The sequence below is a fragment of the Vibrio breoganii genome (genome assembly GCF_024346795.1).
Lineage (GTDB): Bacteria > Pseudomonadota > Gammaproteobacteria > Enterobacterales > Vibrionaceae > Vibrio > Vibrio breoganii.
The window spans coordinates 594,015-619,947 of the sequence record NZ_AP024865.1; the positions used below are offsets into that span (position 1 = coordinate 594,015).

Sequence of the window (25,933 nt, forward strand, 5' to 3'; positions counted from 1 at the left end):
AAAACGGCTATCAAGTTAGATAGCCGTAAGTGGTTGAACTGTGGTCAAAGTGCGGTTACGGAGTCAGAGATTTTAGTGCTTCAAGGGCGTATTCTTGATCATAATCCACCCCGTCTATATTAAAACCATTGAGTTGCATAAACTCAGTTTTAACCCCTTGGTAGTCTCCCAATTGCTTAAAGTTAGCCTCAGTAAGCTTTGGTAGTATCTCGGCGACTTGTTGCTGAACGGAATCTTTTAACTCCCAATCATCCACTCGAATCAGTCGTTCGCTATCGACGATAGGCGTAGGGTAGAGCTTAGAGTTAAATAAGCGCTGCATCTGCTCAATACAGGTTTCGTGAAGCCCTTGTTCTTTCATCGACGTGTAGAGCGCTAGTACGTAGGGAGAAAACGTCGGAATGAAGACACTTGCCTTGGTGACCAGCGCCTTGCACACGCTGGCGTAAGCGCCACCATTAAAGGCTGCAAGCTTAAGATTCAATGCGTGACTCGTTTGATGAAGATCGACCTTAGCTCTGCCTAGTGTGCCTTGATGATAGATAGCATGAGTGCATTCAGGCCCAATATAAGAGAAGGCGATAGTCTGGCACTGCGGTGCGATAGCATCATGGTTGATAAGGAAATCGACCCAACTCTCCCAATCTTCGCCGCCCATGACCTTCTGGGTGTCTATTATCTCTTGCTCAGTGGCCGGTGACAGTTCAGATTCAATCCATGAATCATGTTCAAAGTTTATGCTGGCGCCTTTGAGCGGCTCGCCAATAGGTTTGATGGCTGAGTGCCACATTTCATCGGAATTGGGCTTTGGTCGAACGCCTGTTGCCAAGCTATACACAATCAGATCCACCTTACCATCAAACTCTTGTCGTATAGTGTCGATAACCTGCTGCCTAACTTTATCAGAGAAAGCATCGCCGATAATGTTCACCGCCTTAGAGCCTGCCTTCTCAGCCTGCTGTTTGAAGTAGATATTGTTGTACCAGCCAGCACTGCCAACGCCTTTTTCTGAAGGACCTCGCTCAAAGGATACCGCGATGGTATCTGCCTTTGCTCCGCCAAAGGTAAGAGCAATACGCGAGGCCAGCCCAAAGCCTGATGAGCCGCCCAGAATTAGCACTCTTTTAGGACCGCGAGTGATCGCTTTTGAGCTCGAAACATACTCTATCTGATTCTTGATAGCTTGCTCGCAACCTGCGGGGTGCGCAGAGCGAGCAACGACGCCTTTGATGATGGGTTCAATCTTCATCTAATCAATTCTCTTTGTGTTAGGTGTTGAGTGTCAGGTGTTCTAAGAAAGTCTCGAATTACAGTAGTGGCGACAGCTGCAGTGCGACAAATTCCGCGATCCATGGCTGAGCATTCGCCTTAGGGTGCAGACCATCTTGCATCATCAAGTCAGGGTCAGTGATGATCTCAGCCAGAAAAAATGGAATTAAATCAACGCCCTTGTCTTCAGTTACGCTAGGATAGACTTGTTCAAAGGATTGCGTATAGCGCTTGCCATAATTAGGTGGGACTTGGATTTGCATCACAATGACTTTAGCACCACTTTCTTCACTGAGATCAATCAGTTTGGTTAGGTTATCTTTGATCAGTTTAGGGGGGAAACCTCGTAAACCATCATTAGCACCGAGTTCAATTAGCACGTAATCCGGGCGATGCTTGTCTAATAGGGCAGGCAGCCTTGTTAAACCATTACCTGTGGTATCTCCAGATATGCTACCGTTAATGATTCTCATTTGATGACCGCGATCTGAAAGTTCATCAGGCAATAGAGTAGGCCATGCCTTTTCGATAGGCATTTGATAGCCTGCACTGAGGCTATCGCCAAGCACTAGTAAACTCGCGGCGTTGGCGTTTATGGATAAAAATAGAAAAACAAAGGAAAGCACACGTATCATGACCACATCCGTAATTAAGGCTCAATCGGTAACTAAAACAGTCTCTACCAAACAAGAGCATTTAACAATCCTGCAGAATGTAAATTTGGATATTCATTCTGGAGAAAGTGTGGCAATTGTAGGAGCGTCCGGCGCAGGTAAATCTACGCTAATGACGCTTCTGGCAGGGCTAGATGTCCCTAGCGAGGGTGAAGTCGAGCTGTTGGGTCATGCGTTATCTGAGCTTGATGATGAACAGCGTGCCGATTTGCGCAGTCAGTATATCGGATTTGTATTCCAGAGCTTTCTTTTGATCCCAAGTCTCAGCGCCTTAGAAAACGTAACTCTGCCTTGCCTGTTAAGAGGCGAAGCCGAAGATGAGCAGCGAGCCAAAGAGCTCCTTGCCTCTGTGGGCCTAGAAAACCGTTTAGACCACCTTCCATCGCAACTCTCAGGTGGAGAGCAGCAACGAGTGGCTTTGGCGAGAGCCTTCATGTTGCGTCCTCAGATCCTGTTTGCGGATGAACCTACTGGCAATCTCGACCAACACACGGCGCAGAATATTATTGAGCAGTTATTCGCATTAAACAAGCAGCATGGGACGACCTTGATCATGGTCACCCACGACAATACGCTAGCCTCGCGCTGTGACAGAGTCTTTAGCATGCAATCGGGACATCTAGAAGGTGGCACCGTGCACAGTGAAGATACAGATTCTGCGCAACTGGCATAGGGGGCACTATGGAACAATCACAGGTTGCTACAATTCCCCAAGCCAATACAAAGCTAAACAGACGTCTGCTTGCTTGGAGTTTTAAAGAGATTCGTCATGGTCAGTTATGGCCTATATCGGTGGCGCTGACCCTTATTATTGCGTGTGTGTTCGCATTATCAGCCTTAGCTGAGAGGATGGAGCAGGTCATCGTTAAGCAGGGTAGAGATGCCCTAACAGCAGATTTAGTCTATCGTTCTGCAAACCCTGTTCCCGAAGCGCTAAATACGCAGTCATTGTCACCGGACATTGATGTCGCTTCTATGGTCAGCTTTGCGACTATGGCATTTGGCGAAGAAGAGATGTTGCTGGTTTCCGTTAAGGCCGTTGATGACGCTTACCCATTGCGTGGCGATCTAGTCTTGGCATCTAACGAACGTAGTGCATCCCATCTCAATAAGGGAGAGCTATGGCTCGAAGAGCGGGCAATGCTGGCGTTAGACGTTAAGCAGGGTGACACTGTCACTATTGGTGATGCTGACTTTACGTTAAACGGCATGATAGAGCAGCAACCAGGGCTCAGTTTTAATCCATTCCAACAAATGCCCACAGCGCTTATACACTCTAGTGATATAGAAAGTACCGGAGCACTGCAACTGGGCTCAAGAGTGCGCTATCAGCAATTTTTTACCGGGCCAGACGCACAGTTACAAGCCTTGAAAGATAAGGTAGAACTCTCTCCTAGTGATCGCTGGCGAGACCAAAACAGCCGCAGTCGTACCAACGATATGTTCACGCGTACCACTCAGTATCTCTCTTTGACTGTGGCGATTGTGGTGATCATGGCAGCGACCACCTTAGTATTGACCTGTCAGCATTATGTGGCAGGGCGCCGTCAAACCATTGCAATGTTAAAGAGCATAGGGGCAAGCAAGAAGTGGATAGGCCGCTGGCTTATGATTCAGGTGCTTCTTTTGTTTGTCACTGGCGTGGTGTTTGGCGTGGCTATTGGGTATGTGCTCGAGGTATTGCTGCGTGTACCGCTAGCGGATTTGCTCCCTGATCCACTTCCAAGTTACGGCGTCACTCCAATGTTGGTCGCCATCTCCAGCTGTTTCTTAATTGGTGTACCTGCTTTGGGCATCCCAATGATAAATCTGTTGAACACCTCGGCAACCAACGTGTTGCAACCTGTTGAGCAGCGTAACGGAAAAAGCTGGTGGCTAGTATTGGTGCCTATCATTCCAATGCTTGTGGTGTATGCGTCTAACACCTTAGTTTGGATAGTGCTAGCCGGCATGGCCGTGCTGTTTGTGGTGCTAGCGGGTGTGGCCATGATGATTTCAAAGCTTATTGGAAAGCTGAAATTAAGCCCAGCGATGGCACTTGCGGTAAGTCGCCTTAACCGTTCATCATTGGCCAGTGGTCTGCAATTTGGCGCTTTGGCACTGTCTTTGATGCTACTCGCGATTGTATGGTTGGTTCGCACTGATCTTTTGCAAGATTGGCGAAGTACACTTCCAGAGAATGCGCCGAATGCATTTGCCATAAACATTGCTCCTTATGAGGTAGATGGATACCTGCGTCAATTAGATGCCGAAAATATCGAGCGCTCCCAAGCCTTTCCTATTATTCGTGGTCGTTTAGCCAAGATTAATGATGTGGACGCTAAGCAGGTCTCCGAAGACAATCAAGACACGGATGCGGTGCGTCGAGAGCTTAATCTCACTTGGGCTAACCAACTCCCCGATTACAATGAGCTGTTAGAAGGTACATGGGGAAGCGAAAACGGCGTCTCAGTGGAATCGGAGGTAGCTGAGGCTCTTAATCTCAAAATTGGTGATGAACTTGGGTTTGTGATCAGTGGTCAAGAGGTCAAGGCTGTGGTCAATAGTATTCGTAAGGTGGAATGGCGTGAAATGAAGCCCAATTTCTATTTTATTTTTGCGCCCCAATACGCGCCGCAAATGCCGGGTGCGTTTATGGTGTCTTACCGAATAGAGCCAGAGCATGACGCTATGATACAAGCCCTATCATCTCAGCATCCAACGGTGAGCTTGCTCGATATCAGAAAGATGGGAGACAAGATCCAGTCGCTGCTTTCTCAGATTATCTGGTCTATTACCGTTTTGGCAGCCCTGGGTGTCGTGGCAGGGTTACTGTTGATATTCACGCTATTGCGTCTGAGCATTTCACAAAGACAGTTAGAAATACGTTTGTATCGTACGCTGGGTGCCAGCAAAAAGCGCATTTCAACCACGTTATGGTGCGAATATGGATTAATGGCGCTTATCGCAGGCTTAGTGGCGAGTTTGGGCGCTGAAGCGAGCGTTAGTGGGTTACTTTATTGGGGCTTTGATCTTTCTGTGCGTATGCACCCACAGCTATGGTTTGCACTTCCTGTGCTGACATTTGTGATTTTAGCCTTGGTGGTCAACAGTTTGATTAAGCAGTTATTGCTACCAGTAAAAAATGGTTCACTGTAGGCCGCAGGGCACAGCTTTATGAGCTGTGCCTGAACCGTTGTAAAACAACATTAAGCCCTCAACCCTTTACCTAGTTGGGCTATGAGAAATTGTTTTGTAAAAAAGTTAACAAAATTAGGTAATATTTATCCACTAATGTTATTGCAAATCACTAGCATTCTAAGCGTATCAAGCATTTGCACCAAAATGGTTATCCACACGAATTGTGGATAACTAGTTGGATAACTCTTCTCAATAAATCCCCTAACTACGGCTTAACCTTTAGCAATTCAAGGCTTCACAAACTTCGTTATTCACAATGTCCTTAGATCGGTTTTTTCGCGGAAATAGGTCAAGCATTTTTTTAAATATTTTGTGCTTTTTTATGGTGCTACTTTTTGGAAAAATTTTAACCAGCTTTTGTATTCTGAAAGACAAGTGCTTACATCTGATTGAATGAACTGAACTCTTGTTCCCGGTTTAGCTTGCGCGAGTTTAGCAAGGTCAAGCCTAGCGACAGTGCCTAGCTTATGGTATCCACCGATTGTTTGTCGTTCGCACAGCATAATAATAGGCTGGCCACTTGGTGGTACCTGCACAGCTCCAAGAGCTATGGGTTCAGATATAAGGTGTTGATGGGGTGCGGTCAAAGGGCTTCCTGTTAGTTGATAACCCATTTTATTGCTTTGACTGCCAACACTATAGGTTGATTCAAACAGAGTTTGTGTTGCATTTTGATCAAAAAGGGCGTGTTGAGAACCGGGCAAAAGTCGAAGCGGCATGATCGATGTTGGTGCAAAGTCTGGGATGAACTTCGGTGCAACAGAGATTGGCTTACAGTGTTCTAGTAAAGGGGCAAGGCAATACACTTCGTCACCTGTTTTTAGCCCTTGCCCGTCACTGTGTAATCCACCTAAACGGTCTTTGGGTACAGTAGAAGTGCTTCCATGATGTAAAGGCGCTTTGATACCGGTAGGAAGGGCGATGTAGTTCCTCAAGCCGGTACGTGGCATCCTAACGCTAAGGCGCTGACCTCGCTTAGCCCATACTCGGCTCCAGTTTGGCACCATAACGTCATCTAAGTAGACGTTGTCAAGGGCTCCGGTGACGGAAAACCAAGAGTCTTGTTCAAATTCTGCTTCTAGACCGCCAAGGCTGGTTTCGATAACTGAACTCGCAAATGGGTTGTCCAGTAGCTTGTTCGCCCAATGAAAAGAGTACTCATCAGCGACTCCACCTTGGGTAATTCCTAGATGAGCGTAACCAAAGCGTCCATTGTCTTGAATGCTTGTTAGCGCATTGGTTTTAAGCAGGGTGAGTACCTTATTCACAAAATGCCTCCAAGCTCAATAAACTGGCGTTTAGAGATAGCGATGAAGCGAACCTTGGCACCAGGTGACAATACAGTCATTGGCTCATGTTGTGGGTTGTAGAGCTCTATGGGGGTTCTGCCAATGATATTCCAGCCACCAGGGCTTTCTTCTGGATACACAGCCGTTTGCGGGCCTGCAATAGCGACACTGCCTTTTGGGACTTTTGGCCTTGGCGCATCAAGGCGGGGCAGTTGCAGTAATTCTGGTACTTGCGCCATAAACGCAAACCCGGGGGCAAACCCTAAGGCGTGAACTTGATATTCAGTCGAGGTGTGGATTTCTTGTAACTGCTGTAGCGACAATTCCTTCTCTTTAGAATAACGAGACGCATCTAGCGCGACTTCTTCGCCATAATAAACCGGAATTTCAATGGTGCGTGTTGAGTCAGGCGCATGATTACTACTTGGATCCAGTAATAGTGACATCAGTTGCTCTTGGATGAGCTTGTCATCAAACGTCAGTGCAGAAAACTCGAGCAACAAAGTAGTATAAGAAGGTACACAGTTAACGGGCTTAGGCGTTAGTTTATAACGAACAATAGAAGCAAAATGGGCGATATAAGAGGGCAGAGACTCATCTATCTCATCTGAGAATCGAAGCAGGATGGCGCATTCACCTACCTGTTCAATGTGTGGCTTACGGCTATGGATAAGGGTCACTTTGCTTGCTCACCAATTAAATCACGCAGATGTTGAGCAAAGATTAGGGCGTTGCTACCGTCACCGTGAACACACAAGGTATCGGCAACGACTTGAATCGGCGCATTATCAATACTGCTGAATGTACTTCCTTTAATCAAAGCCTGTGCTTGCTGTTTTACTCCATCAAGGTCATTCAAGACAGCACCTTGCAGACCGCGCGGAGCAAGTTGTTTGTCTTGGGTGTAGCGTCTATCCACAAAGCCTTCGTGAATGAGAGCCACATTCGCCCGTTGTGCGATGTGTAAATAGTCTGCGTTGTCGGTTGCGAGCACCATTAACGGCAACTGCAATTGCTTAGCGGCCTCAATAACGGCTGTGAATAGCGCGATGTCTTTCATCATGTCGTTATAGAGGGCGCCATGGGGCTTTATATAGTCGACATTGACTTGATGCAATCGGCATATCCCTTGCAGAGCGCCTACTTGATAGAGGATAAGATGAGTAATTTGATCGCTAGTGTGGGGTATAGAGCGTCTGCCAAAGCCTTGTAAATCTGCATATCCGGGATGGGCACCAATAGACACGCCATGCTCTTTAGCAAGTGCAATAGTAGCCGACATCGTATCGGGATCTGAGGCATGAAAGCCGCAGGCAATATTGGCCATATCGATATAGGGCATGATCTGGGCATCGTTACCCATTGTCCATGCGCCTAAGCTTTCACCCATATCACAATTTAGTTTCATCCCTTCCTCTCTTGCATACGGATATCAATCCACTGACAGCAACTCTATGATGTTGTTGCGATTTATCACCTTTCACATGTGTATTGTAAAGAATAACAATAAACAAGAGTATTTGACCAATTAAGGATTTGAACGCCGCACTTTCAAGCAGTAAAAGCACAATGGCAAATTCAAAACTTAACAAAAATGAGGTACTCTTATTTATAAATCAATCAGTTGGTAAAACTCATGAATGTACTTGTAACTGGTGGTATGGGCTATATTGGCAGCCATACCTGTATACAGCTTCTAGAAGCAGGGATGACACCTGTAATTTTTGACAACTTATATAACAGCAAGGCGAGCGTAAATCAGCGCATTAGCCTAGTTTCTGGCCAAAATGTTGAGTTCGTTGAAGGCGACATTCGAGATAAAGCGTTACTCGTTAAAACAATGCAACAATACAATATCGATGCGGTTATTCACTTTGCAGGCTTGAAAGCTGTCGGTGAGTCGGTGGCTAAACCCCTCGAGTATTATGACAACAACGTCAACGGCACTCTTGTGCTGGTGGATGCGATGCGGGAGGCGGGTGTTAAGAGATTAGTGTTCTCTTCTTCTGCAACGGTTTATGGGGATCCTGCATCAGTACCTATTACCGAAGACTTCCCAACAAGCGCGACTAACCCTTATGGGCGTAGCAAGCTAATGGTAGAAGAGTGTCTTACTGATTTTCAGGCGGCGAACCCTGATTGGAGCATCACCTTACTACGCTACTTCAACCCTGTAGGCTCACACCCAACCGGGCATTTAGGCGAAGATCCTCAAGGGATCCCGAACAACCTTATGCCATTCGTCTCTCAGGTTGCTGTGGGCCGTCGTGAATATCTGTCTGTTTTTGGTGATGACTACCCAACGCCGGATGGCACGGGCGTTCGTGACTACATTCATGTGATGGATCTCTCTGATGGGCACATTGCAGCGCTGCAGAAGGTAGGGCATGAATCAGGTTTGCACATCTTTAATCTAGGCACAGGTAATGGTTCGAGTGTTTTGGATATGGTAAAAGCCTTTGAACAAGCAAGCGGTACGACTATTGCGTACAAGATTGCACCTCGTAGACCCGGTGATATTGCCGAGTGCTGGGCGGATCCTGCCAAGGCTGAAGCGGTTCTAGGTTGGAAAGCAACGCGTACTTTGCAAGAAATGAGCGAAGATACGTGGCGCTGGCAATCGGAAAATCCGAAGGGTTACCCCGAATAATTCCGAATAACTAGATTTTTTTTTCGCCACAGGGTGTTACAATTGTTTTTAGAATTTAACGAATCTTAATAACTCTTTGATATCAGGTGGTGAAATATTATGGAACTAGCGCTAATCGTGACATTTATCGCAGCTTCAGTAGTAATGGTTACTAAAGAAATAAAAGCTAACAAGTAAGCTCGGTTTATTTTGCAATAATCCAACTTTTTGTTTTTCTTTTATTGATTGCAAAATTCCAAAGCCAACTCCATGTGAGTTGGCTTTTTCGTTTCTGTATCCCTCACATTCTGCGTAAAATCAATGGTTTATAGCGCCTATCATTTTCTAACCCATCTTTACTTTCTTTGCCTTGCTTCAATATATTTGATGAAATTCAGTGACTTTATGCTTGATAGTGATTAAATAACACGAAATAAGCCTTGATAAGGAAGTCAATGATCACGCCAATCACTCTTGAAGCCATGCACATCCTCGATGCTATCGATCGTCGTGGCAGTTTTTCAGCAGCAGCAGAGGAATTAAATCGAGCGCCATCGTCTCTTAGCTACCAGATACAAAAGCTTGAACAAGAGCTGGATCTGTTTATCTTCGATCGCTCAGGACACAGGGCAGAACTCACCCCTGCAGGCAAAATATTGTTGGAGCAGGGCAGAGTCATTCTCGCAGCCACAGCGGATATGATTAATGATGCCACCAGTCTTGCCAATGGTTGGGAGCTAGACCTGACCATTGCTTTTGATGGTGTGATTCCCGTGGGGCATTTTTTCCCTTTAGTAGAAAAACTGGCGAAACAAAGCAAAACACGCCTGAAACTCCAAGAAGAGATACTTGCAGGGGGGTGGGAGGCATTAGCCTACGATCGCGCTGATATTCTTGTAGCTCCCATGACGGACATCTCTATTCCCGAGGCAAAAATCGAAACAATAGGCAGCATAGGGCTAACCTGGGTGGCTGCGCCTGAACATTTTGTGCATAAGCGCGCTGGTGAATTTGATCAAGAAGCGCAATCGAACTATCGCGTCATCGCTATCGCTGACTCAGCAAGAACTAAACCTACACGCAGTATCAATGTGTTTGAAAAGCAGCAGCGCCTCACGGTAACTAACTTCGCCTCCAAGATAGAAGCTTTAGAGAGTGGTTTGGGCATAGGCACAATCCCTACGCATATTGCCAAAGCAAAAATAGAGGCAGGGCTTCTTAAGCAGATCAGTGGCAGTGAAGAGTCTGAGTTGCCGGTAATCATGGCGTGGAAGCGAAATCAGATGGGCAAGGCCAAAAGCTGGATGATTCGCAACCTGCCAAAGCAATGGAGCCTTAAGTGATGGCAACCTCATTTAAGGCGTCGCTTAAGGCTCAGCGGGTGGTTTGCCTTTAAAGGGGTAGCGCCATCTCTACAACGCCTTCTTCAAAGTCTACATGGGCAGAAAACCCTAGTTTTTGTGCAAGAGTGACCATGCCCTTATTTGATGGCATGGTCATTCCTTCGATGCGAGCAATGCCCTTATCTCGACAATAATCGATGATGGCCTGCATCAGTATCCGGCCCAGTCCTTGTCCTTTCATGTCTGAACGGATCAGCACAGCAAACTCTGCGCTGTTACTTCTAATATCGGTTATGGCGCGCACTACGCCGATTATTTGCGACTCTTTTTCAAGAACTAATGCCATCTCTCTGTCGTAATCAATCTGTGTCAGGTTGGCGAGGGCTTGATGATCAAACTCACCAACATCACTAAAGAATCGCTTATATAAATCCTCTTTGCTGACGTTGTTGATGAACTGGGCGTGCAGGGGTTCATCTTCTGGTCTTATTGGGCGAAGCAGAGCCTCACTAGCGTCTTTTAGGCTAACTATTGATTCAAGCTCTATAGGATAAGGTCGAATGGCTAAAACGCGGTTGAGGGTCTCTCCAAGCTCAATGGATTGCGGCTCAAGTTTAAGGTGCTCAGAATCATCAAACGCTCCACTCAGGTGTATCGATTGGATCTCGGTGAGATCCACTATAAGCTGAGAAAATCTTACTAGCGTCTGTGTTAAAGACTCAAACTGCCCAGTGCTGACCGGAGGTAACTTCCCTCGTCTCAATGCCTTTTTAATAAGTGTCTCTGCTAATTTCTGGTTGAGTGGCGGAAATCCTGCGACAAACTGATTGTCACAGACCTCACCCTTATGGCCTAGCAGTATGACGGGACCAAAGGTGGCATCACATTGTAGGTGCAAAGTAACATCTGTGTTTAGGCCCTGATTGGTTTCAATTTGATAGCAGTTCAGCAGCTGCGTGGTCTTATCTGTGGTAAGCGTATCGGTAGGGCTTTGAGACAAAATTTGCTTAGCCTTTAATACCGCTTCAGCCTCATGCTCGATAGAGAGCGGAGTTTCCATTAACTGAACTTGGCTTGCTCGGTAACGCACAAGATGCATAAACGCCATCACACTGCTTTCTGGAGTGCGATAGGTCGGTACGCCATGCTTTGAAAATAGGCTTCTTGCTTCTTTAGCTGAGGTTTCACCTAACCAGTTGGTGAGGAGGTTCACACGTCTTCGATGTGGGTGCTTTTGATAGATGTCGAGTAACTTAGTTGCGGTAGCGAGTGGATCAGCAATTGCTGAAGGGCTGAACATGATGAGTATTGCATCCATGTCCTTGCTGTCTAACAGCTGACTAAATGCGCGTAGCAATTTTGTGCTTTGCATATCGCCCGAGAGATCTAAGGGGTTGATGGTGCACTCGCTTGAAATCTTACCAAGTGCCGTTAATGTTTCCTCTGAGAACTCAGCCAGTTTCCCTCCTAAGTGATTGAGCACGTCGCTGGCAATGACGGCAGGGCCTGAACCATTGCTAATCATCGCTAGCCGTTTCCCCTTAAGTGGAATGGAGTGGGTAAGCGTTTCCGCAGCGGCAAACAACTCATGGGTGGAGTGCACGCGCAACAAACCACAGCGGTCAAAGGCTGAGTCATACACAATGTTGAGGGACTTGCTTCCACCATGGTGCAACATAGAAAGCTCTTTTCCTACTTGCGAGCGGGCTCCCTTAAGGACTAACACTCTCTTATTACGAGCGGCCGCACGAGCGGCTGACATAAAACGCCTAGCATCTTGAATATGCTCCACATACAAAAGAATCGCTTCTGTCTTACTGTGCATGGATAGGTAATCTATGACTTCAGAGACATTTACATCCGCCATACTGCCAATAGATACAAATGCCGAGAAGCCTATTTGCTTGTCATTGGCCCAATCGAGAACCGTGGTTGCGATTGCACCAGACTGCGAGATGAAGGCGATTTTACCCGGCTGTACGCTTACTGGGGAAAGAGAGGCATTTAGGTTAGTCCAAGGCATACAGATACCGAGACTATTAGGCCCAATCATTCGAATATTGTGCTGTTTAGAGAGGTGCTTGATCTCGTTGGCGTGAGCTTCATCAAACAGCGAATTGGCTATCAAAATAGCGGCGCGAATTCCTTTGCTATCAAGATCGTCAAACAAGGTGGTGAGTTCTTGATGGTCGATGCAGATTATGGCCAATTCTGGGATCAACGGCAGTGATTCAAGGCTTGGGTAGCACAGCACACCGGAGACTGAGGTGTGGTTCGGATTCACCGGTAAAACGGTGCCATTGAAGCCTGAGTGGAGGAGGTTATCAACTATGACCTTTCCAGGAGACATCGGTCGATTTGACGCACCGATCACGGCAATTGCATTTGGGTTAAACAGCGAATCCATCGGGCTCATACTTGTCATTCCTCTGTATGGTATCTGTTTAATTTTAAAGCTGTTTCAGGAACTAGTGTGACATTTTTAGCCACTTCAGTGGTTAAAGGCTGAAAACTGAGCCGTTGATCACGTCAAATTGCATTTAGACACCCGCTTACCCTTGATTATGCAACCGATGATGGGCATGATTTTCAGAACTAAGTGCGTAAGAGAATTAAAAATGAAAAAAACCGCAATTGTGTCATTGGCTTTATTATTGGCTGCATGTAGTTCAAGCGACTACGAATCTGACGTTCAATCAGAAAGCTATCAAGAGAACTATCAGACCAATCAAACTGAGGTTGACGCGAGCAAAGCTGAGATTGTAGAAGAAGATGTTGCTATTGTTGAAGAAGATGCAGCTGAAATTAAACAGCAAGATGCTGCAGAAGTGGCTGAAGTATCAGAAGCGCCTGCAGAGACACCGGCAGTAGCACCAACGGAAGGCTTCTCAATTCAGCTTGCGACTATCTCAGATGAAGAAAAAGCCAAAGCCTTTGCTAAAGCGCTGAATACAGAGTCTGCTTTGTGGCTACAAGCTAAAGAGATCAACGATAAGCCAGTTTACTCTGTGTTGATGGGTGATTTCGGTGATTACGATGAAGCTAAAGCCGCGGTTGCCGCACTTCCTGAAGGATTGCAGAAGCTTAAGCCATTCGTTAAAAACTTTACTGACAAAGAATTAGCAGCAACAGACAGCTTCCAGCTGTTAAAATAACTATTACTAAGATTGATTGGGTTTATCTAGATGTCGAACATTAATATTCTTTTGCTTTGTGGCGGCGGTTCCTCAGAGCATGAGGTGTCTTTGATTTCAGCTGACTATGTACAACAGCAACTGGAAACTACTACAGGTTTTAACGTTATTCGCGTTGAGATCACTAGCGAAAACTGGCGCAATCAACAAGCCCAAGATTGCTATCTAGACATACATTCGGCTGAGCTAGTGGAAGGAAACGATCGCTGTAAGATTGACTACATTGTGCCTTGTATTCATGGCTACCCTGGAGAAACGGGCGACATACAGTCACTGTTTGAACTATCAGGGATCCCATACTTTGGTTGCGGGCCAGAAGCGAGCAGCAACAGCTTTAATAAAATCACTTCTAAGCTTTGGTACGACGCGATAGGAGTTAAGAACACACCTTATCTGTTCCTAACTGAGAACAATCAAAGCAGTGTACAGAAGACAGAAGATGCCTTTAACGACTGGGGTGGTCTATTTGTTAAGGCGGCTCGTCAAGGTTCATCGGTTGGCTGTTACAAGGTCACGGATGTTCAAGGCGTTGAGCGTGCGGTTAGCGATGCATTTAACTATTCAGAGCAAGTTTTGGTGGAAAAAGCCGTAAAGCCAAGAGAGCTTGAGGTTGCCGCCTACGAATACCAAGGAGAGTTGTTCATCACGCCACCGGGAGAGGTGATTGCACCTTCAGATACCTTCTATTCTTATGAAGAGAAGTACAGCTCAGACAGTCACTCAATTACTGAGATTGTTGCAAAGGGTTTAACCCAAGAGCAGCTTGAACAGATAGCGGAATACTCTCGTAAAGTCTTCGTTCAGATGGGCCTTAAAGACCTGTCTCGAATCGACTTCTTCCTAACTGAAGAGGGAGAGATATACCTCAATGAGGTGAATACCTTCCCTGGAATGACACCCATCTCTATGTTCCCTAAAATGCTGAGCAATAACGGTCATGTGTTTTCTGACTACCTAGCTCAAGCGGTGAAAACGGCTCTTTAGAGAGCATGAGTTCGAAAATCAATCCCAAGGTTTTATGACCTTGAATTTTAGCCTTTCACTGTCTGCCAATACCTGTTTACCCAAGTATTGCGCAGGCATTGCTGGGCTTATCCAACGCCCAAAATCCGTAATATCCTTAACCCCATAGCCTTGTTTAGCCAATTCTTTGGCAGCGCCCACGCGGGCCGATTGACCGGATAACTTAAGAGACAACCCCAGTTGTGTTTCTGTGGCTCGAAATACTCGATAGATCGACGATGCATCCAGCGCGTCATCGCCTATATTGCCATGACGGTCGATACGTCTGAAAACGGGACCTAGGTGGTCTGGAATCATTAGTAACCAGCGCTTAACGATTTCACTACTGGCCGACGAGAGTTGATAAGTGTTGTCGTTGATGGCGATATTAATGGGACTGTCGTCCAGTAATTCATACTGTACTTGATGAAACAGTAGGGCTCGTAGCTCACTTCGTTTCATGGCACATTCAAACATAACAGAGAGAATGGCTGTATCTCTTAATTGCTTGAGGCTACTTTCAGAGTCGAGCTGCTGATGGATCTCTTTTAGGTGTTGAGAATTGAAAGCCTCCGCTTGCTTAGCGTCGCCTCTTTTGTCTAAGCGAAGTTGAGCCAGCAACATCTTTACTTGTCGGTGGTTACAAGGGTCGGGGAACTCGTGAAAACGGTGCACAAGACCTAGAGTTATGGCCATTCGTTTTAAGGTGGCGTATTTTCGGGTTTCACTTTGTTTTTCAAGAAATAGGCGCACCGCGGTAGTGGAGGCGGGAAGCGCTGCTACCTTGCGTTGTCCACAAAATTCAACAAAGTGATTCCAGTCGTTAAACATAGACAGCAGAGAGTTACGGCTGTACTGCTGCTGAGTGAGGGTGTCTAAGTCATCTAGCAATATACGCTTATTGAATAAGGCACAGCTTTGCTGCTTCAACTGTGGATCAGTAATTGGAATACATTTTTTTCTCATTATGATGCACTATAACTAAGTGAGCTGTAGTGTTTATAATAGCGGTTAAGATGCTGATTGGAAACACTATTTAACGAGAATTCTTCTAAGGATAAATATAACGGTATTTAACCTTCTGACAGATCAGTGGTAAAATTGCTGCATAACTTCACAGATAAGGCACGTTATGTCTCTTGTATATTCAACGGAAGTCGGGCGTATCAAGCCTGAAGAAGAAAAAGTAGAACGTCCAAAGGGCGATGGTGTTGTGCGTATTCAACGTCAAACCAAGGGCAGAAAAGGCAAGGGCGTTTGTCTTGTCACTGGCCTAGATATGGACGACGTGGGTCTCAAGCTAATGGCTGCAGAACTTAAAAAAGTGTGTGGCTGTGGCGGTTCGGTAAAAGACGGTGTTATCGAGATCCAAGGTGACAGTCGAGACAAAATCAAAGCGCACCTAGAGAAGAAAGGTCATACCGTTAAGCTGGCTGGTGGCTGAATTCATTAGTTAGAATCAAAAAGGGCGATACTATTTACTAGTATCGCCCTTTTTATTTATATATCAGATGGTTACGTAAGTGATGGCGTCACTTAAAGTTACATTAATACTAAGTAAGTAACGAAGATTGCTGATAAACCGTAGATGATTGGGTGTACTTCTTTACCCTTACCAGCAACAACCATAGAGAAAGAGTAGCTGATAAAGCCCATCGCCATGCCGTTCGCAGGGGAGAAGCTAAGAATGGTAAACATGATGGTAAAGAAGGCGGCAATGCGCGACTCTTTCTTTTCCCATTGAATGCTACCTAGTCTTCCAACCATATAGATACCCACAACCACCATTGCTGGCGCAACGATTGCGGTTGAGAAAATCGAAAATAGAGGGAACAAGAATAGAGACACAAGGAAAAAACCAGACACCACCACTGCAGCGAGGCCCGTTCGTGCACCTTGAGAAGACGCAATACCTGACTCAGAGAAAGCGGTAATCGAGGTTGTACCCAATACAGTTCCAATAACCGTACCGCCAGCATCGGCAACGAGTGCAGACTTCGCGTTTGGTACCTTGCCGTCTTTATCAATGATGCCAGCATCGCGACCTACACCAACGATGGTGCTTAACCCATCAAAGAAGTCGACAATAAAGAAGATGATGACGATAAATAACAGGTCAAATAGCTTTTCGGGTGTAAAGGCTGAAAAGTTAAAGATTGCACCAAAGCTTGGGGCTAAGCTTGGTGGCATAGATACCAGTGAATCAGGGATTGGTGCGTTAGCCGTACCCATAAAGGTATCGGCCGCAATAGTAAGTACAATAGAGGTAACAAATGAGATAAAGGTTGCTAGCTTAATGTCTCGTATCATACAACCAAGCGCCACGAAGATACTGATGTAAGCTATCAGGACCTGAGGCTCTTTAATATCGCCCATGCTTACAAGAATGAACGGGTTTGCAACGATAATGCCTGCATTTTTAAGACCAAGAAAGGCAATAAATAGGCCGAGAGATACGGTAATTGCCAGCTTGAGATCTTCAGGAATAGACTCAATCATGGTCTTTCTTATCTTAGTTAAAGAAAAGATAAGGTAGATGATTCCTGATAGGAAGATACCAAATAAGGCCTCATGCCATAGAAGAGCCACAGAGCCGCTAAACAATACGCCCTTGAAGAAGCCATTCATGCTCATGCCAGGAGCCAACATAACAGGGTAGTTACCAAACACGCCCATAATCAAGGTAGCAATGGCCGCCGCAATGGCAGTTGCGGTAAACACTGCGCCGCGATCCATACCTGGGATGTCACCCAAAATGGCAGGGTTAACCGCTAGGATGTAGCTCATCGCCAAGAAGGTTATGAAACCTGCGTACAATTCTGTACCAATGCTAGATTTACGTTCGCTGATCTTGAACTGACGGTCGATAACCGAAGTGCTACTCGGGCTTGGCTGTATAAGGGTTTCTTGACTCACAATGTGACCTTAATTAACTAAAACAATTAGGTAGTTGATCCATTTAATAAAAATGGAACAAGACATCGAAGCCCATGTGAGTGGTGGGTGCGCATAACAACAATGAGCACCGGAAAACTGTAGTCCCAGAGTTAGGTTCCGGGGTAGAAACGATTGGTCCAAATCACCAAACATATACAGCTTCGATATATTAAATTTGGCGCGTATAGTAAACGTTTGCGTGAGTAATTCAACCTATATTTTGGACAGTTTATGCTCTTATTGATCTGACTGTTCTATAATAGGATTTTTTCGTGTTTCTAAAGCAGTAAATAGAGCGAAGTAGCGGCGGCGGGAAATTAAAGGACTTCACGATCGGAAAGCCCTAACTGTGGGATTATACGGTTAAAGCCTTAAGAGCGGCGCTACGACTCTCATCTGCCATATCGTCACCCATGTTCAAACCCTCGGCGTATACGAACCTTACGTTTGTGATACCAAAGAATTCTAGAATGGAAGTTAAGTAAGGGGCGATAGTGTCCGAGGTCTGGTCTTTGTGAATGCCTCCGCGAGTGGTAAAGACTACAACTTCTCGATCTCCAATCAGACCTTTTGGCCCTTGTTCAGTGTATTGAAAGGTCACTCCAGCGCGCGCCATAATATCAAAGTAGTTTTTAAGCTGAGTAGGGACGCTAAAGTTGTACATAGGTGCACCGATGATCACGCTTTCAGCGGACTTAAGCTCAGCAATCAGCTCATCGGATAGCAGCTGTATCGGTTTTAACTCCTCGGTCAAGGTATCAACCGGTGAGTTGATAGCGGTCATTACATTTAGGTCAAGTAGAGGCACAGGATTGGCAGCAAGATCGCGAATGATGACCTCTTTTCCTTCAATCACTTTATTGATGAGTTGATTTGATTGAGAGTTGTCGCCAAGAAGGCTTGATTTTAATACTAGGATTTTAGACATGATTCACTTCCTTCATACAGTCATTTGTGAGTAGCTTGTTGAGCTTGTAATTCAGTCTAAGATAACGTCCTATGCTAAAAAATCGGAATATTTTAACAATGCACTTCAAATTATTTGAACTAACGCAATCGGGACTTTTAAAGGTCCCAATCAAGATTACATAGATGTTCTATGAACCATTCAAACGCTTTTCCTGTTTGGTCTTTATGCCAAGCTAGATAGATCTCATGGCTGGGTCTTGGGATAGCACATTCCTTTTCGACTAACTGACCCGACTCTAGAAAGGGCTTAGCAAGATGGGTAGGAATAAAGCCCACACCCAGTCCTTCAATCTGGGCCGCAATTTTGGACTCCATCGAGTTAACCCTTATCAATTGTCGGCTTTTAAACAACCCACTATCGCGAACGGGCAGTACTTGAGAGGTATCCGATACCACGATGGAAGTATAGTCTTGCAGTTGCTCATTACTAATTGTGTTGGGGGAATTGGCCAGAGGGTGTTTAGGGCTCAACGCAAACACAAAAGAGATCTCTCCCATTTTATGAGTAGAAAATAGTCCTTTAGGAAGTTCGCCATTGGCTCCTATAACAATATCGGCACGGCGGCTATGCAGTGCATCCCAACCGCCACCAAGTACCTCTACTCCAAGGTTAACATCCACCTTTTGTTGAAGATTGTTGAACTTTGAAATCAATGGAAAAATCTTCTGCTCAGGAACTATGGTATCGCGTGCTAGACGAATTTGACTCTCCCAACCTGACTCCAACTCTTGCACCGAATCATAAAGCCGGTTGGTTGCCAATAAAATCTCTCGACCATGCTCCAATACTAGTCTACCTGCTGCCGTTAGCTGGGCTCGTTGCTTAGAGCGGTCAAACAGGGGGGTACCGACTTCATCTTCTAGTTTTTTTATTGTGTAAGTTAGGGCGGAAGGCACTTTATACAAAGATTCTGCAGCAGCTGCAAAACTGCCTTTTCTCTCTATTGCATCCAAGGCCCTAAGTGCATCAATGGAGATATTATTGTACATAATCACCTTCATTCAAAATAATTGAATTAAAACATCAGAACTTTCCGATTTTCTAATAAACCTAGCACACCTAGACTTAGATTAAACCAGACAAGAATGTTATTGGTCTTAAATATAGTAAGTTGAAAATATTTGAGGTTAGTTTTGAGAATAGCCTTAAACGAGGAGAGATTATGATTACTTTACGTCGTTCGAATGAAAGAGGCAGCGCAGATCATGGCTGGCTGCACAGTAAACACACATTTTCGTTTGCTAACTATTACGACCCACAACATATGGGCTTTTCTGCGCTTCGGGTTATCAATGACGACCTTGTCCATCCGGAAGCGGGTTTTGATACTCATGGCCACAAGGATATGGAGATCATTAGTTTTGTTTTAGAAGGAACTATTGCTCATAAAGACAGTGAGGGAAATGTCCAAGAGTTGCCGGCTGGTGAGTTTCAATTAATGTCAGCAGGTAAGGGCATTTATCACAGCGAATACAATCCTTCGAGTACTGAGCCTTTGAAGTTCTTGCAGATTTGGATCGAACCTAATGAGATTGGCGGCAAGCCAGGTTATCAACAGAAAGACTTTGGCAAAAAACCTGGAATTACGACAATTGCATCACCTGATGGAAAAGACGATTCATTAGCGATTAAGCAAGATATGAGTCTTCATCAATTGGTATTAGAAGCTAATAGCGAATTAGAGTTAGATATCGAGCAAGGCCGGAGCCTGTATTTGCACCAAGTACAAGGCTCAATGGAAACGAATGACCTAATTGTGTCTGAGGGTGATGGAATTAAGGTGCGCGATGAATCTAACATTAAAATAGCCAATCATAGTGATGATAGAATCGTGGCATTGATATTTGATCTGCCTTAAATGAGCTCAGGTAACTAAAACTAGGGGTACTGTGTTTAAATAACAGTACCCTTTTGAGATTAGGCCCTAACGCTCTTTGATAGTTGTAACGTGACCGCATCAACAGCAGTTGGATAGAAATGTAGTGGCTGACAAAACTAGCCTCTCAACTTAAGGGTTTGTCGAACACACATGACAATGCAAAGCGATTGGATTTATCAAAGTACTGTGGGAGGATGAGCTCTAAGAGCGCAGTTATTTGATGTAAGGATCATGACAGTTAATAACTGGTATGGCTAAAAACAATAGTAAGGGAAAGTATGACTTGGGCTAATTTTATCTTCGCACATGGCGCTGGCGCCGGTATGGAGAGTGAATTTATGCAGACGATGACCGAAAAGTTAACGCAGCGTGGTGTGTCGGTACATTTATTTGATTTTCCTTATATGCAAAAGGCGAAGGAGCTTGGTAAGCGCCACCCGCCAGATAAAATGGACAAGTTAGAGCAAGCCTTCTTAACAAAGGTAAGCCTCATAGATAGCTCTATGCCATTGTTTATTGGTGGAAAGTCCATGGGGGGACGGGTTGCTTCAATGATAGTGGAGCAAACTAAGGCGCAAGGCTGTATGTGCCTCGGCTATCCATTTCATCCCCCTGGAAAACCAGAAAAGTTGCGCACGGAGCACTTACTCGAACTGAAAAAACCGTTGCTAGTTGTGCAAGGTGAAAAGGACACCTTTGGCAAGAGATATGAAGTGGAGGGCTATCCATTATCTGACAGCATCAAGGTAGTATATCTTCTGGATGGAGATCATAGTTTTAAACCACCAAAAAGATCGGACGCTACACTTGAAGGCAATATCGATAATGCAGTTGACGCCATGGTGGAATTTATGAAACGTCATATGTAAATCATCTCAGAGGTGATTTATTTTAGGGCAAGTAATTCGTGCTAGGATTCGCTCATTTTCTAGAACCAGCGAACCATTACTCACTGAGCCGAGTCTAACTAGCGGACTTGGCTTTAATGGTATTTGACCATTAGGCTAATAGAAGTGGACCAATATAAAGCGAGGGGATTGAACTATATGAGATTTTTCCTGATCGGATTTGTATTTAGACATAGGCGTGATGAAGTTCATGTGAGACCAATCTTAACAACAGACATGGAAGAGAGAAGTTGTATTAGGTGGCTGGGTATTTATGAACTCCATTTAACATAACATTGATTATGCGCACTTTAATGTAATCCGTTAACATAGTGCTGTACTGGCTCATTATTACTAGCTGACACCCGTTCTTGCGTGTTGTTATGCAAAAAAACAGCGACAGATTGACCTTATGCATCTCGTAGGTAAAATCTGGCGAGTTTCCGTGATGCAATACCTTAAGAATTTAATCTACCACGTCTTCGCAAAACCTAAACAGATAACCGTCAGGTGTCTGGACGATAAATTGCTTCTGCACTGCGTTATGGTCACCACAGAGATATGACTTCGTTTCTAGATCTAGGTATATAGCATCTTTTGCAACCTTAGATACGTGCCAATATAGCGAATCTATATCCTTCACATCCCACTGAAAATTCACTCCTCGGCCAAATGGAAATTCTGCGGCTGCTACTAGCCATTTGCGACTTTTCCCATCAATGCCTTCCAGCATCAAGTCGACGCCATCTTTGGTTAGATACAAAAACTGTTCGTCCAATCGCTGGTACTTAACGGAGAAATTTAACACCTCAACGAAGAACTTCTTGTTAACCTCTATGTTTTGACAGTAAAGCTCAGGTACAACTCTTAGCGACATCAAATACTCCAGTCATGACTTTCTGCTATCTCACCATCATTACACCATTTTCCCTCTGATTAAAGCACAACAACTTTTGTGGAAGCTTAGCAATTAAAGAGTTTTGTTACAGTGTAATTTTAAAGAATTCAATAGACAGAACAGGCGCAGACTCTGAAGGACTCGTAGTTCATGCGTTTTAAGGCTCGCTGTTGCTGAACGCCACATCATAGCCAATCGATGTTAATGAATATTGGCTATCAAAGCCGAACTGTCCAATTCATAACCTGTATTAATAGTAGCCAAAGCCATAGTAAGTACAAACTCATGTAACGTTTAAAATGTGCACAGAAGAAAATGCTGGGTATATTCTCATTTTTGTAAGTGACTTACATATAGCACACCATTTAGCGCAGAGTGACTATCTAAGTGACTGTTATATATAAAGTTATAGCAGTAAACGCAAACTATTAGCCCATAAAGAATACTGTTTAATTTGAAGTTTTGGGGTGAGTATTTGTAGATAATATTAAGAAAGATATTTAGTTATAGTGCGCTAAAGGTGCATAGGAAAAACCAAGAGCATTACTGCTCTTGGTCCTTTTTAAACTCAGCTCGAATGTCTTCAGCTACTTGCTTAATTGCTTGTGCTGTACTCATTCCACTTGCCATTAACTCTTGAATACGTTCAACAGCTTTCTGCTGTTCTTCATGACTTAGTGGTGGTAAATCATCTAACATAAATACTCCGAATTGCTCTACCCTACTCTTCTGTGTAGTCGATAGTCTTACTGATGGTTCGTTTATCTTTAAACAGTATCGGCCCTTGCCATTGTGACTGCGTCATAGATACGCTCACAACATATCGCTCAGGCTCTACAGCGTTGCGAGGCAGTTTAACAGGATAGTTAGACTCATACGACTTATTCCATACTGATGAATACTGGCCGTCTTTATAATCATACACAGTCACCTCTTGCACTGGCAACGGACAGTAGCGATTGAGTAAACGCTTCTTGTCTACCACCCAACTGTCTTGCGAGTCCCAACGTACGACATGCACAGGGTCGGCTTCTGTAATAACAATCCAATGTGACCATTTATTCTGCGCTTTATCTTCGATAGACAACTGATACAAACCAGACTTAAGTTGTTTATTTAAACTGTAAGTCGCTTCTGTTTGCTGCAAGGTACGCTTTTCGTCAGTAATAGTTTCAAACGCATCTTGGTCTACAACCTCTTTAGAGATACTGGTATCAGGCCACAAGGTTAACCTCACCTGAGATAGTGACTCTTCAGAGATGATTTGCAGTCTTAGTTTATGAGACAAACGTCCTGGACGCTGCACCGATACCTTTTCAATGGTGATAGAGTCTAGCCAAGTAGGCAAACCTTCAGAGATCAGGCTTTTACCACAATCCTTTTCGGTCGCCTGCTTAAGAAGCGACTCTAGGTGTGGTTCAAGGTTATCCGTAGATTCCTGTTGCCATACCTGCACCATGAGATCGAACATGCCACTCAAATCATCTTCGAGTAGCTTCTTGTGCATTCGAGTGACGGCGTTGTTTTCTTCAAACCATTGCGCATTCGTAGTTACAGGAACTACCGCAGGTAAAAGTAACAACGCAGTTAACAGCGGTTTCATTAGCTTTTCATCTTGTAACCAACGCCACGCAATGTCTCGATATCGATACCTGGCAATTTTTGACGAAGCTGAAGTACATGAGTATCAACGGTACGCGTCGTCGGGAAGTGGTTGTAGCCCCATACATGGTCCAGTAATTCGTCACGAGTAAACACGCGGCCTAGGTTACTCGCCAAGAACATAAGCAGATCAAACTCTGTACGCGTCAGTGAAATGCTCACGCCATTGTAATCAACTTCGCGTGTCGCCTTATCGATAATTAGGTTGTCAGTGATGACTTTAGAATCATCGGATCCCGCTTCACTGCCTGGGCTTCGTAGATTAGCGCGAATACGCGCAAACAGTTCAGCTTCAGCAAAGGGCTTAGTGAGATAGTCATCAGCACCAGCATCCAGACCTGACACTTTATCCTTAACCGTTACTAATGCCGTTAAAAGGATAACCGGCACAGATTTAATTTCTTTCCACTCTGCGAGCTTAGAAATTGAATCACCATCAGGCAGTTGTCTATCAAGAATAACGAGGTCCGCTTTTTCCCACAGAGCTGCTGTGTCTGCGATAGTTTCAGAGTGTAAACAGGTGTAGCCTGCTTGTTCAAGGCTCACTAGTAAGCCATCTGCCAAGTTTTTATCATCTTCAACGAGTAGTAGTGTCTGTTCCACAAGGGATCTCCATTACAAATTTAGTTGGGGGACCAACAAGTTTCATGCTTCCCCCCATTCGTCCCACCATTGATTCAACAATAGTCAGTCCAAGTCCAAGACCCGCTTCACTTACAAACGGCTTTCTCAATTGCTTCCAATCTTTGGCACTCAGATTGCCTTCATCTTGCACTTCAATGATGAGCGTGTTGTCGTTTCGATGTACGCAAAGTTCAACCTTGCCCACACCATACTTAATTGCATTATTAACCAAATTATCAATACAGGTTCCAAGCCAATAGATGTTGACCCGCACCTCAATATCTTTTTCAATATTCAGAGAGACATCCCCTGAATAGTTTTCAACTTTATAATCGAGCCACTCTTGCATTGATGGCAGGTGTTCAGTCGCTAAAGGCCGGTTATCTGATTGCAGATAATCTTTGCTGGCCTCAGCAAGTTGTCGAAGACGTCGCGAATCTTCACATAAACGCCTAAATTCATCGTAAACCGTTTCCGGTAAGTGCTCGAATTCTCTCCTGAATCCCTCAACTGTCATAGACAAACTTGCGATAGGAGTACGTAATTCATGGGTGAGTATCTGAAGAATGAGCATACGACTGCGCATCTCTTCTCGCTTACTGTTCCAGCGATAAACAGACCAACCAATAATTAAGGCCAAGTTCAAAAGGACTAAGGCATAAAGAAGATTCTTTATTAGGTGACTGTTGTCGTGTTGCTGCCAGCAAATATTGCCACGTTCAAAGAAACACTCATTCACTTGCGATACAGGGTTGAAACTTAACTCAGCCTCTTTGGCATTATGCTCTAGTGTTTCCACGTCAAACACAAAGTAACTGTCGCCCTTTCTAAGCCAAAATTCGTTACCTTGTAACATCATAGGTGCGCCTGATAGCAAGGCAGAGATCGAGTCACTGTGCATCAGTTGCAACCTGCCTAGCAGACTGTCAGGCTCTGCCAATTGTCTCTCATTGATGTGCATGTACTGCTGCAGTTCATCAAAACGGTCTGGATGGGCTTTCACGTACCGAGCCGCATAGGTGCCGCCACCCGGATGAATATGATTTGAACGAGCAAACCATTTTAGAGGTAGTTTGGTGCCTCGACACATTGCCCTTGTAAACACTAAGGGTTCGGTAACCGTTGGGCTAAGTGGTAGCTTGCCTTTACAGGTTTGCTCTAGTCGATACAGCAACTGAATATCTTTTAAAGGATATTTACTGGTCTGTGGCAACATGGAATTTGGATTGATCAACGCCGTCGGAAAATCGGCTTGAATCACTTGCATGTCATACGAATCTTTAGCATCTTCAAACACAAATAAGCTCACCAAAGTATCTAACCTTTGGGGTAGTGTTTTCGCCGCAAGCATTGGGCTAACGGTCACTAAGCTTATGAATAGAAGTAAAGTTCTCAAAGAGTACAACATGTTTTAACTTGAATGTGCTAACTATACGCGTAAACAGTCCGGCATTCCAAACCGTACGCCATTATTGACAATGAAATGACACTCTCCT

24 protein-coding genes and 1 riboswitch are annotated in these 25,933 nt (G+C 44.8%); of the genes, 9 read left to right on the forward strand and 15 right to left on the reverse strand.

The annotated features are described in order from the left end of the window. Positions 1–55 precede the first annotated feature (55 nt). Both fabV and OCU35_RS15750 read right to left on the reverse strand, forming a co-directional pair. Positions 56–1,249 carry an enoyl-ACP reductase FabV gene (fabV, locus tag OCU35_RS15745; RefSeq protein ID WP_261826509.1) on the reverse strand — a complete coding sequence of 398 codons (1,194 nt, stop codon included), beginning with the start codon at positions 1,247–1,249 and terminating at the stop codon, positions 56–58. Between the two features lie 58 nt (positions 1,250–1,307). After that, entirely contained in the window at positions 1,308–1,904 is a 597-nt protein-coding gene (locus OCU35_RS15750) for an arylesterase (protein ID WP_261826510.1), read from the reverse strand. Here OCU35_RS15750 and OCU35_RS15755 point away from each other — a divergent pair. Both OCU35_RS15755 and OCU35_RS15760 read left to right on the forward strand, forming a co-directional pair. After that, positions 1,903–2,616 carry an ABC transporter ATP-binding protein gene (locus OCU35_RS15755; protein WP_261826511.1) on the forward strand — a complete coding sequence of 238 codons (714 nt, stop codon included), beginning with the start codon at positions 1,903–1,905 and terminating at the stop codon, positions 2,614–2,616. The genes OCU35_RS15750 and OCU35_RS15755 overlap by 2 nt on opposite strands. Positions 2,617–2,624: 8 nt before the next feature. Further along, complete coding sequence (locus OCU35_RS15760) at positions 2,625–5,081, forward strand: ABC transporter permease (protein WP_261826512.1); 2,457 nt, start codon at positions 2,625–2,627, stop codon at positions 5,079–5,081. Between the two features lie 362 nt (positions 5,082–5,443). Here the strand turns inward: OCU35_RS15760 and OCU35_RS15765 are convergent, their stop codons facing one another. From OCU35_RS15765 to OCU35_RS15775, 3 genes are read right to left on the reverse strand one after another with little or no spacing between them, the layout of a single operon-like run. Beyond that, the gene (locus tag OCU35_RS15765) at positions 5,444–6,391 is read right to left on the reverse strand and encodes a 5-oxoprolinase subunit C family protein (RefSeq protein ID WP_261826513.1); all 948 of its coding nucleotides are present in this window, start codon (positions 6,389–6,391) and stop codon (positions 5,444–5,446) included. After that, positions 6,388–7,092: a 5-oxoprolinase subunit PxpB gene (gene pxpB, locus OCU35_RS15770; protein ID WP_261826514.1), complete on the reverse strand. Its 705-nt coding sequence runs from the start codon at positions 7,090–7,092 to the stop codon at positions 6,388–6,390. The genes OCU35_RS15765 and pxpB overlap by 4 nt, the downstream gene beginning before the upstream one ends. Further along, entirely contained in the window at positions 7,089–7,820 is a 732-nt protein-coding gene (locus tag OCU35_RS15775) for a 5-oxoprolinase subunit PxpA (protein ID WP_261826515.1), read from the reverse strand. The genes pxpB and OCU35_RS15775 overlap by 4 nt, the downstream gene beginning before the upstream one ends. Before the next feature lie 228 nt (positions 7,821–8,048). On the opposite strand from OCU35_RS15775, the gene galE reads away from it, so the two are divergent. Together galE and OCU35_RS15785 are read left to right on the forward strand one after the other, a co-directional pair. Next, complete coding sequence (gene galE / locus OCU35_RS15780; RefSeq protein WP_102322381.1) at positions 8,049–9,062, forward strand: UDP-glucose 4-epimerase GalE; 1,014 nt, start codon at positions 8,049–8,051, stop codon at positions 9,060–9,062. Positions 9,063–9,496: 434 nt separating this feature from the next. Continuing rightward, positions 9,497–10,384 (forward strand): LysR family transcriptional regulator, encoded by an 888-nt coding sequence (locus OCU35_RS15785; protein WP_102427520.1) that lies wholly within the window; start codon positions 9,497–9,499, stop codon positions 10,382–10,384. A gap of 49 nt (positions 10,385–10,433) precedes the next feature. Here the strand turns inward: OCU35_RS15785 and OCU35_RS15790 are convergent, their stop codons facing one another. Beyond that, a complete protein-coding gene (locus tag OCU35_RS15790; RefSeq protein ID WP_261826516.1) occupies positions 10,434–12,800 on the reverse strand; it encodes a bifunctional acetate--CoA ligase family protein/GNAT family N-acetyltransferase in 2,367 nt (788 codons plus the stop codon). A gap of 202 nt (positions 12,801–13,002) precedes the next feature. Here OCU35_RS15790 and OCU35_RS15795 point away from each other — a divergent pair, with 202 nt between their 5' ends. Next, a complete protein-coding gene (locus OCU35_RS15795; protein WP_102329746.1) occupies positions 13,003–13,539 on the forward strand; it encodes an SPOR domain-containing protein in 537 nt (178 codons plus the stop codon). 30 nt (positions 13,540–13,569) lie between these two features. Continuing rightward, positions 13,570–14,562, forward strand: coding sequence for a D-alanine--D-alanine ligase (locus OCU35_RS15800; protein WP_102367066.1), 993 nt, complete (start codon positions 13,570–13,572; stop codon positions 14,560–14,562). 18 nt (positions 14,563–14,580) lie between these two features. On the opposite strand, the gene OCU35_RS15805 is transcribed toward OCU35_RS15800, so the two are convergent. After that, positions 14,581–15,546, reverse strand: a complete 966-nt coding sequence (locus tag OCU35_RS15805) for a site-specific integrase (protein WP_102329744.1) — start codon at positions 15,544–15,546, stop codon at positions 14,581–14,583. A 166-nt stretch (positions 15,547–15,712) separates the two neighbouring features. Here OCU35_RS15805 and yciH point away from each other — a divergent pair, with 166 nt between their 5' ends. Then, positions 15,713–16,024 (forward strand): stress response translation initiation inhibitor YciH, encoded by a 312-nt coding sequence (yciH, locus tag OCU35_RS15810; RefSeq protein WP_017029934.1) that lies wholly within the window; start codon positions 15,713–15,715, stop codon positions 16,022–16,024. 98 nt (positions 16,025–16,122) lie between these two features. On the opposite strand, the gene OCU35_RS15815 is transcribed toward yciH, so the two are convergent. From OCU35_RS15815 to OCU35_RS15825, 3 genes are all read right to left on the reverse strand, one after another. Further along, positions 16,123–17,496, reverse strand: a complete 1,374-nt coding sequence (locus OCU35_RS15815; protein ID WP_261826517.1) for an NCS2 family permease — start codon at positions 17,494–17,496, stop codon at positions 16,123–16,125. A 100-nt stretch (positions 17,497–17,596) separates the two neighbouring features. Further along, positions 17,597–17,696: riboswitch (purine riboswitch) on the reverse strand. A gap of 176 nt (positions 17,697–17,872) precedes the next feature. Beyond that, positions 17,873–18,445, reverse strand: coding sequence for an NAD(P)H-dependent oxidoreductase (locus tag OCU35_RS15820; protein ID WP_261826518.1), 573 nt, complete (start codon positions 18,443–18,445; stop codon positions 17,873–17,875). Between the two features lie 137 nt (positions 18,446–18,582). Next, positions 18,583–19,476, reverse strand: coding sequence for a LysR substrate-binding domain-containing protein (locus tag OCU35_RS15825; protein WP_261826519.1), 894 nt, complete (start codon positions 19,474–19,476; stop codon positions 18,583–18,585). 173 nt (positions 19,477–19,649) lie between these two features. Here OCU35_RS15825 and OCU35_RS15830 point away from each other — a divergent pair, with 173 nt between their 5' ends. Both OCU35_RS15830 and OCU35_RS15835 read left to right on the forward strand, forming a co-directional pair. Continuing rightward, positions 19,650–20,345, forward strand: a complete 696-nt coding sequence (locus OCU35_RS15830) for a pirin family protein (RefSeq protein ID WP_261826520.1) — start codon at positions 19,650–19,652, stop codon at positions 20,343–20,345. A 299-nt stretch (positions 20,346–20,644) separates the two neighbouring features. Then, positions 20,645–21,235 carry an alpha/beta family hydrolase gene (locus OCU35_RS15835; protein ID WP_261826521.1) on the forward strand — a complete coding sequence of 197 codons (591 nt, stop codon included), beginning with the start codon at positions 20,645–20,647 and terminating at the stop codon, positions 21,233–21,235. Positions 21,236–21,719: 484 nt separating this feature from the next. Here OCU35_RS15835 and OCU35_RS15840 read toward each other — a convergent pair whose 3' ends face one another. The 5 genes from OCU35_RS15840 to vxrA all read right to left on the reverse strand — a co-directional run bounded on the left by OCU35_RS15840 (position 21,720) and on the right by vxrA (position 25,845). Then, complete coding sequence (locus tag OCU35_RS15840; protein ID WP_102376524.1) at positions 21,720–22,130, reverse strand: bleomycin resistance protein; 411 nt, start codon at positions 22,128–22,130, stop codon at positions 21,720–21,722. 564 nt (positions 22,131–22,694) lie between these two features. Continuing rightward, positions 22,695–22,850, reverse strand: coding sequence for a YoaH family protein (locus OCU35_RS15845; RefSeq protein ID WP_017029941.1), 156 nt, complete (start codon positions 22,848–22,850; stop codon positions 22,695–22,697). A gap of 22 nt (positions 22,851–22,872) precedes the next feature. Then, a complete protein-coding gene (locus tag OCU35_RS15850) occupies positions 22,873–23,754 on the reverse strand; it encodes a DUF2861 family protein (RefSeq protein WP_017032251.1) in 882 nt (293 codons plus the stop codon). Further along, positions 23,754–24,416: a response regulator transcription factor VxrB gene (gene vxrB / locus OCU35_RS15855; protein ID WP_017032250.1), complete on the reverse strand. Its 663-nt coding sequence runs from the start codon at positions 24,414–24,416 to the stop codon at positions 23,754–23,756. Before vxrB ends, OCU35_RS15850 begins: the two co-directional genes overlap by 1 nt. After that, positions 24,391–25,845: a sensor histidine kinase VxrA gene (gene vxrA / locus OCU35_RS15860; RefSeq protein WP_170963464.1), complete on the reverse strand. Its 1,455-nt coding sequence runs from the start codon at positions 25,843–25,845 to the stop codon at positions 24,391–24,393. Before vxrA ends, vxrB begins: the two co-directional genes overlap by 26 nt. Positions 25,846–25,933 lie beyond the last annotated feature (88 nt).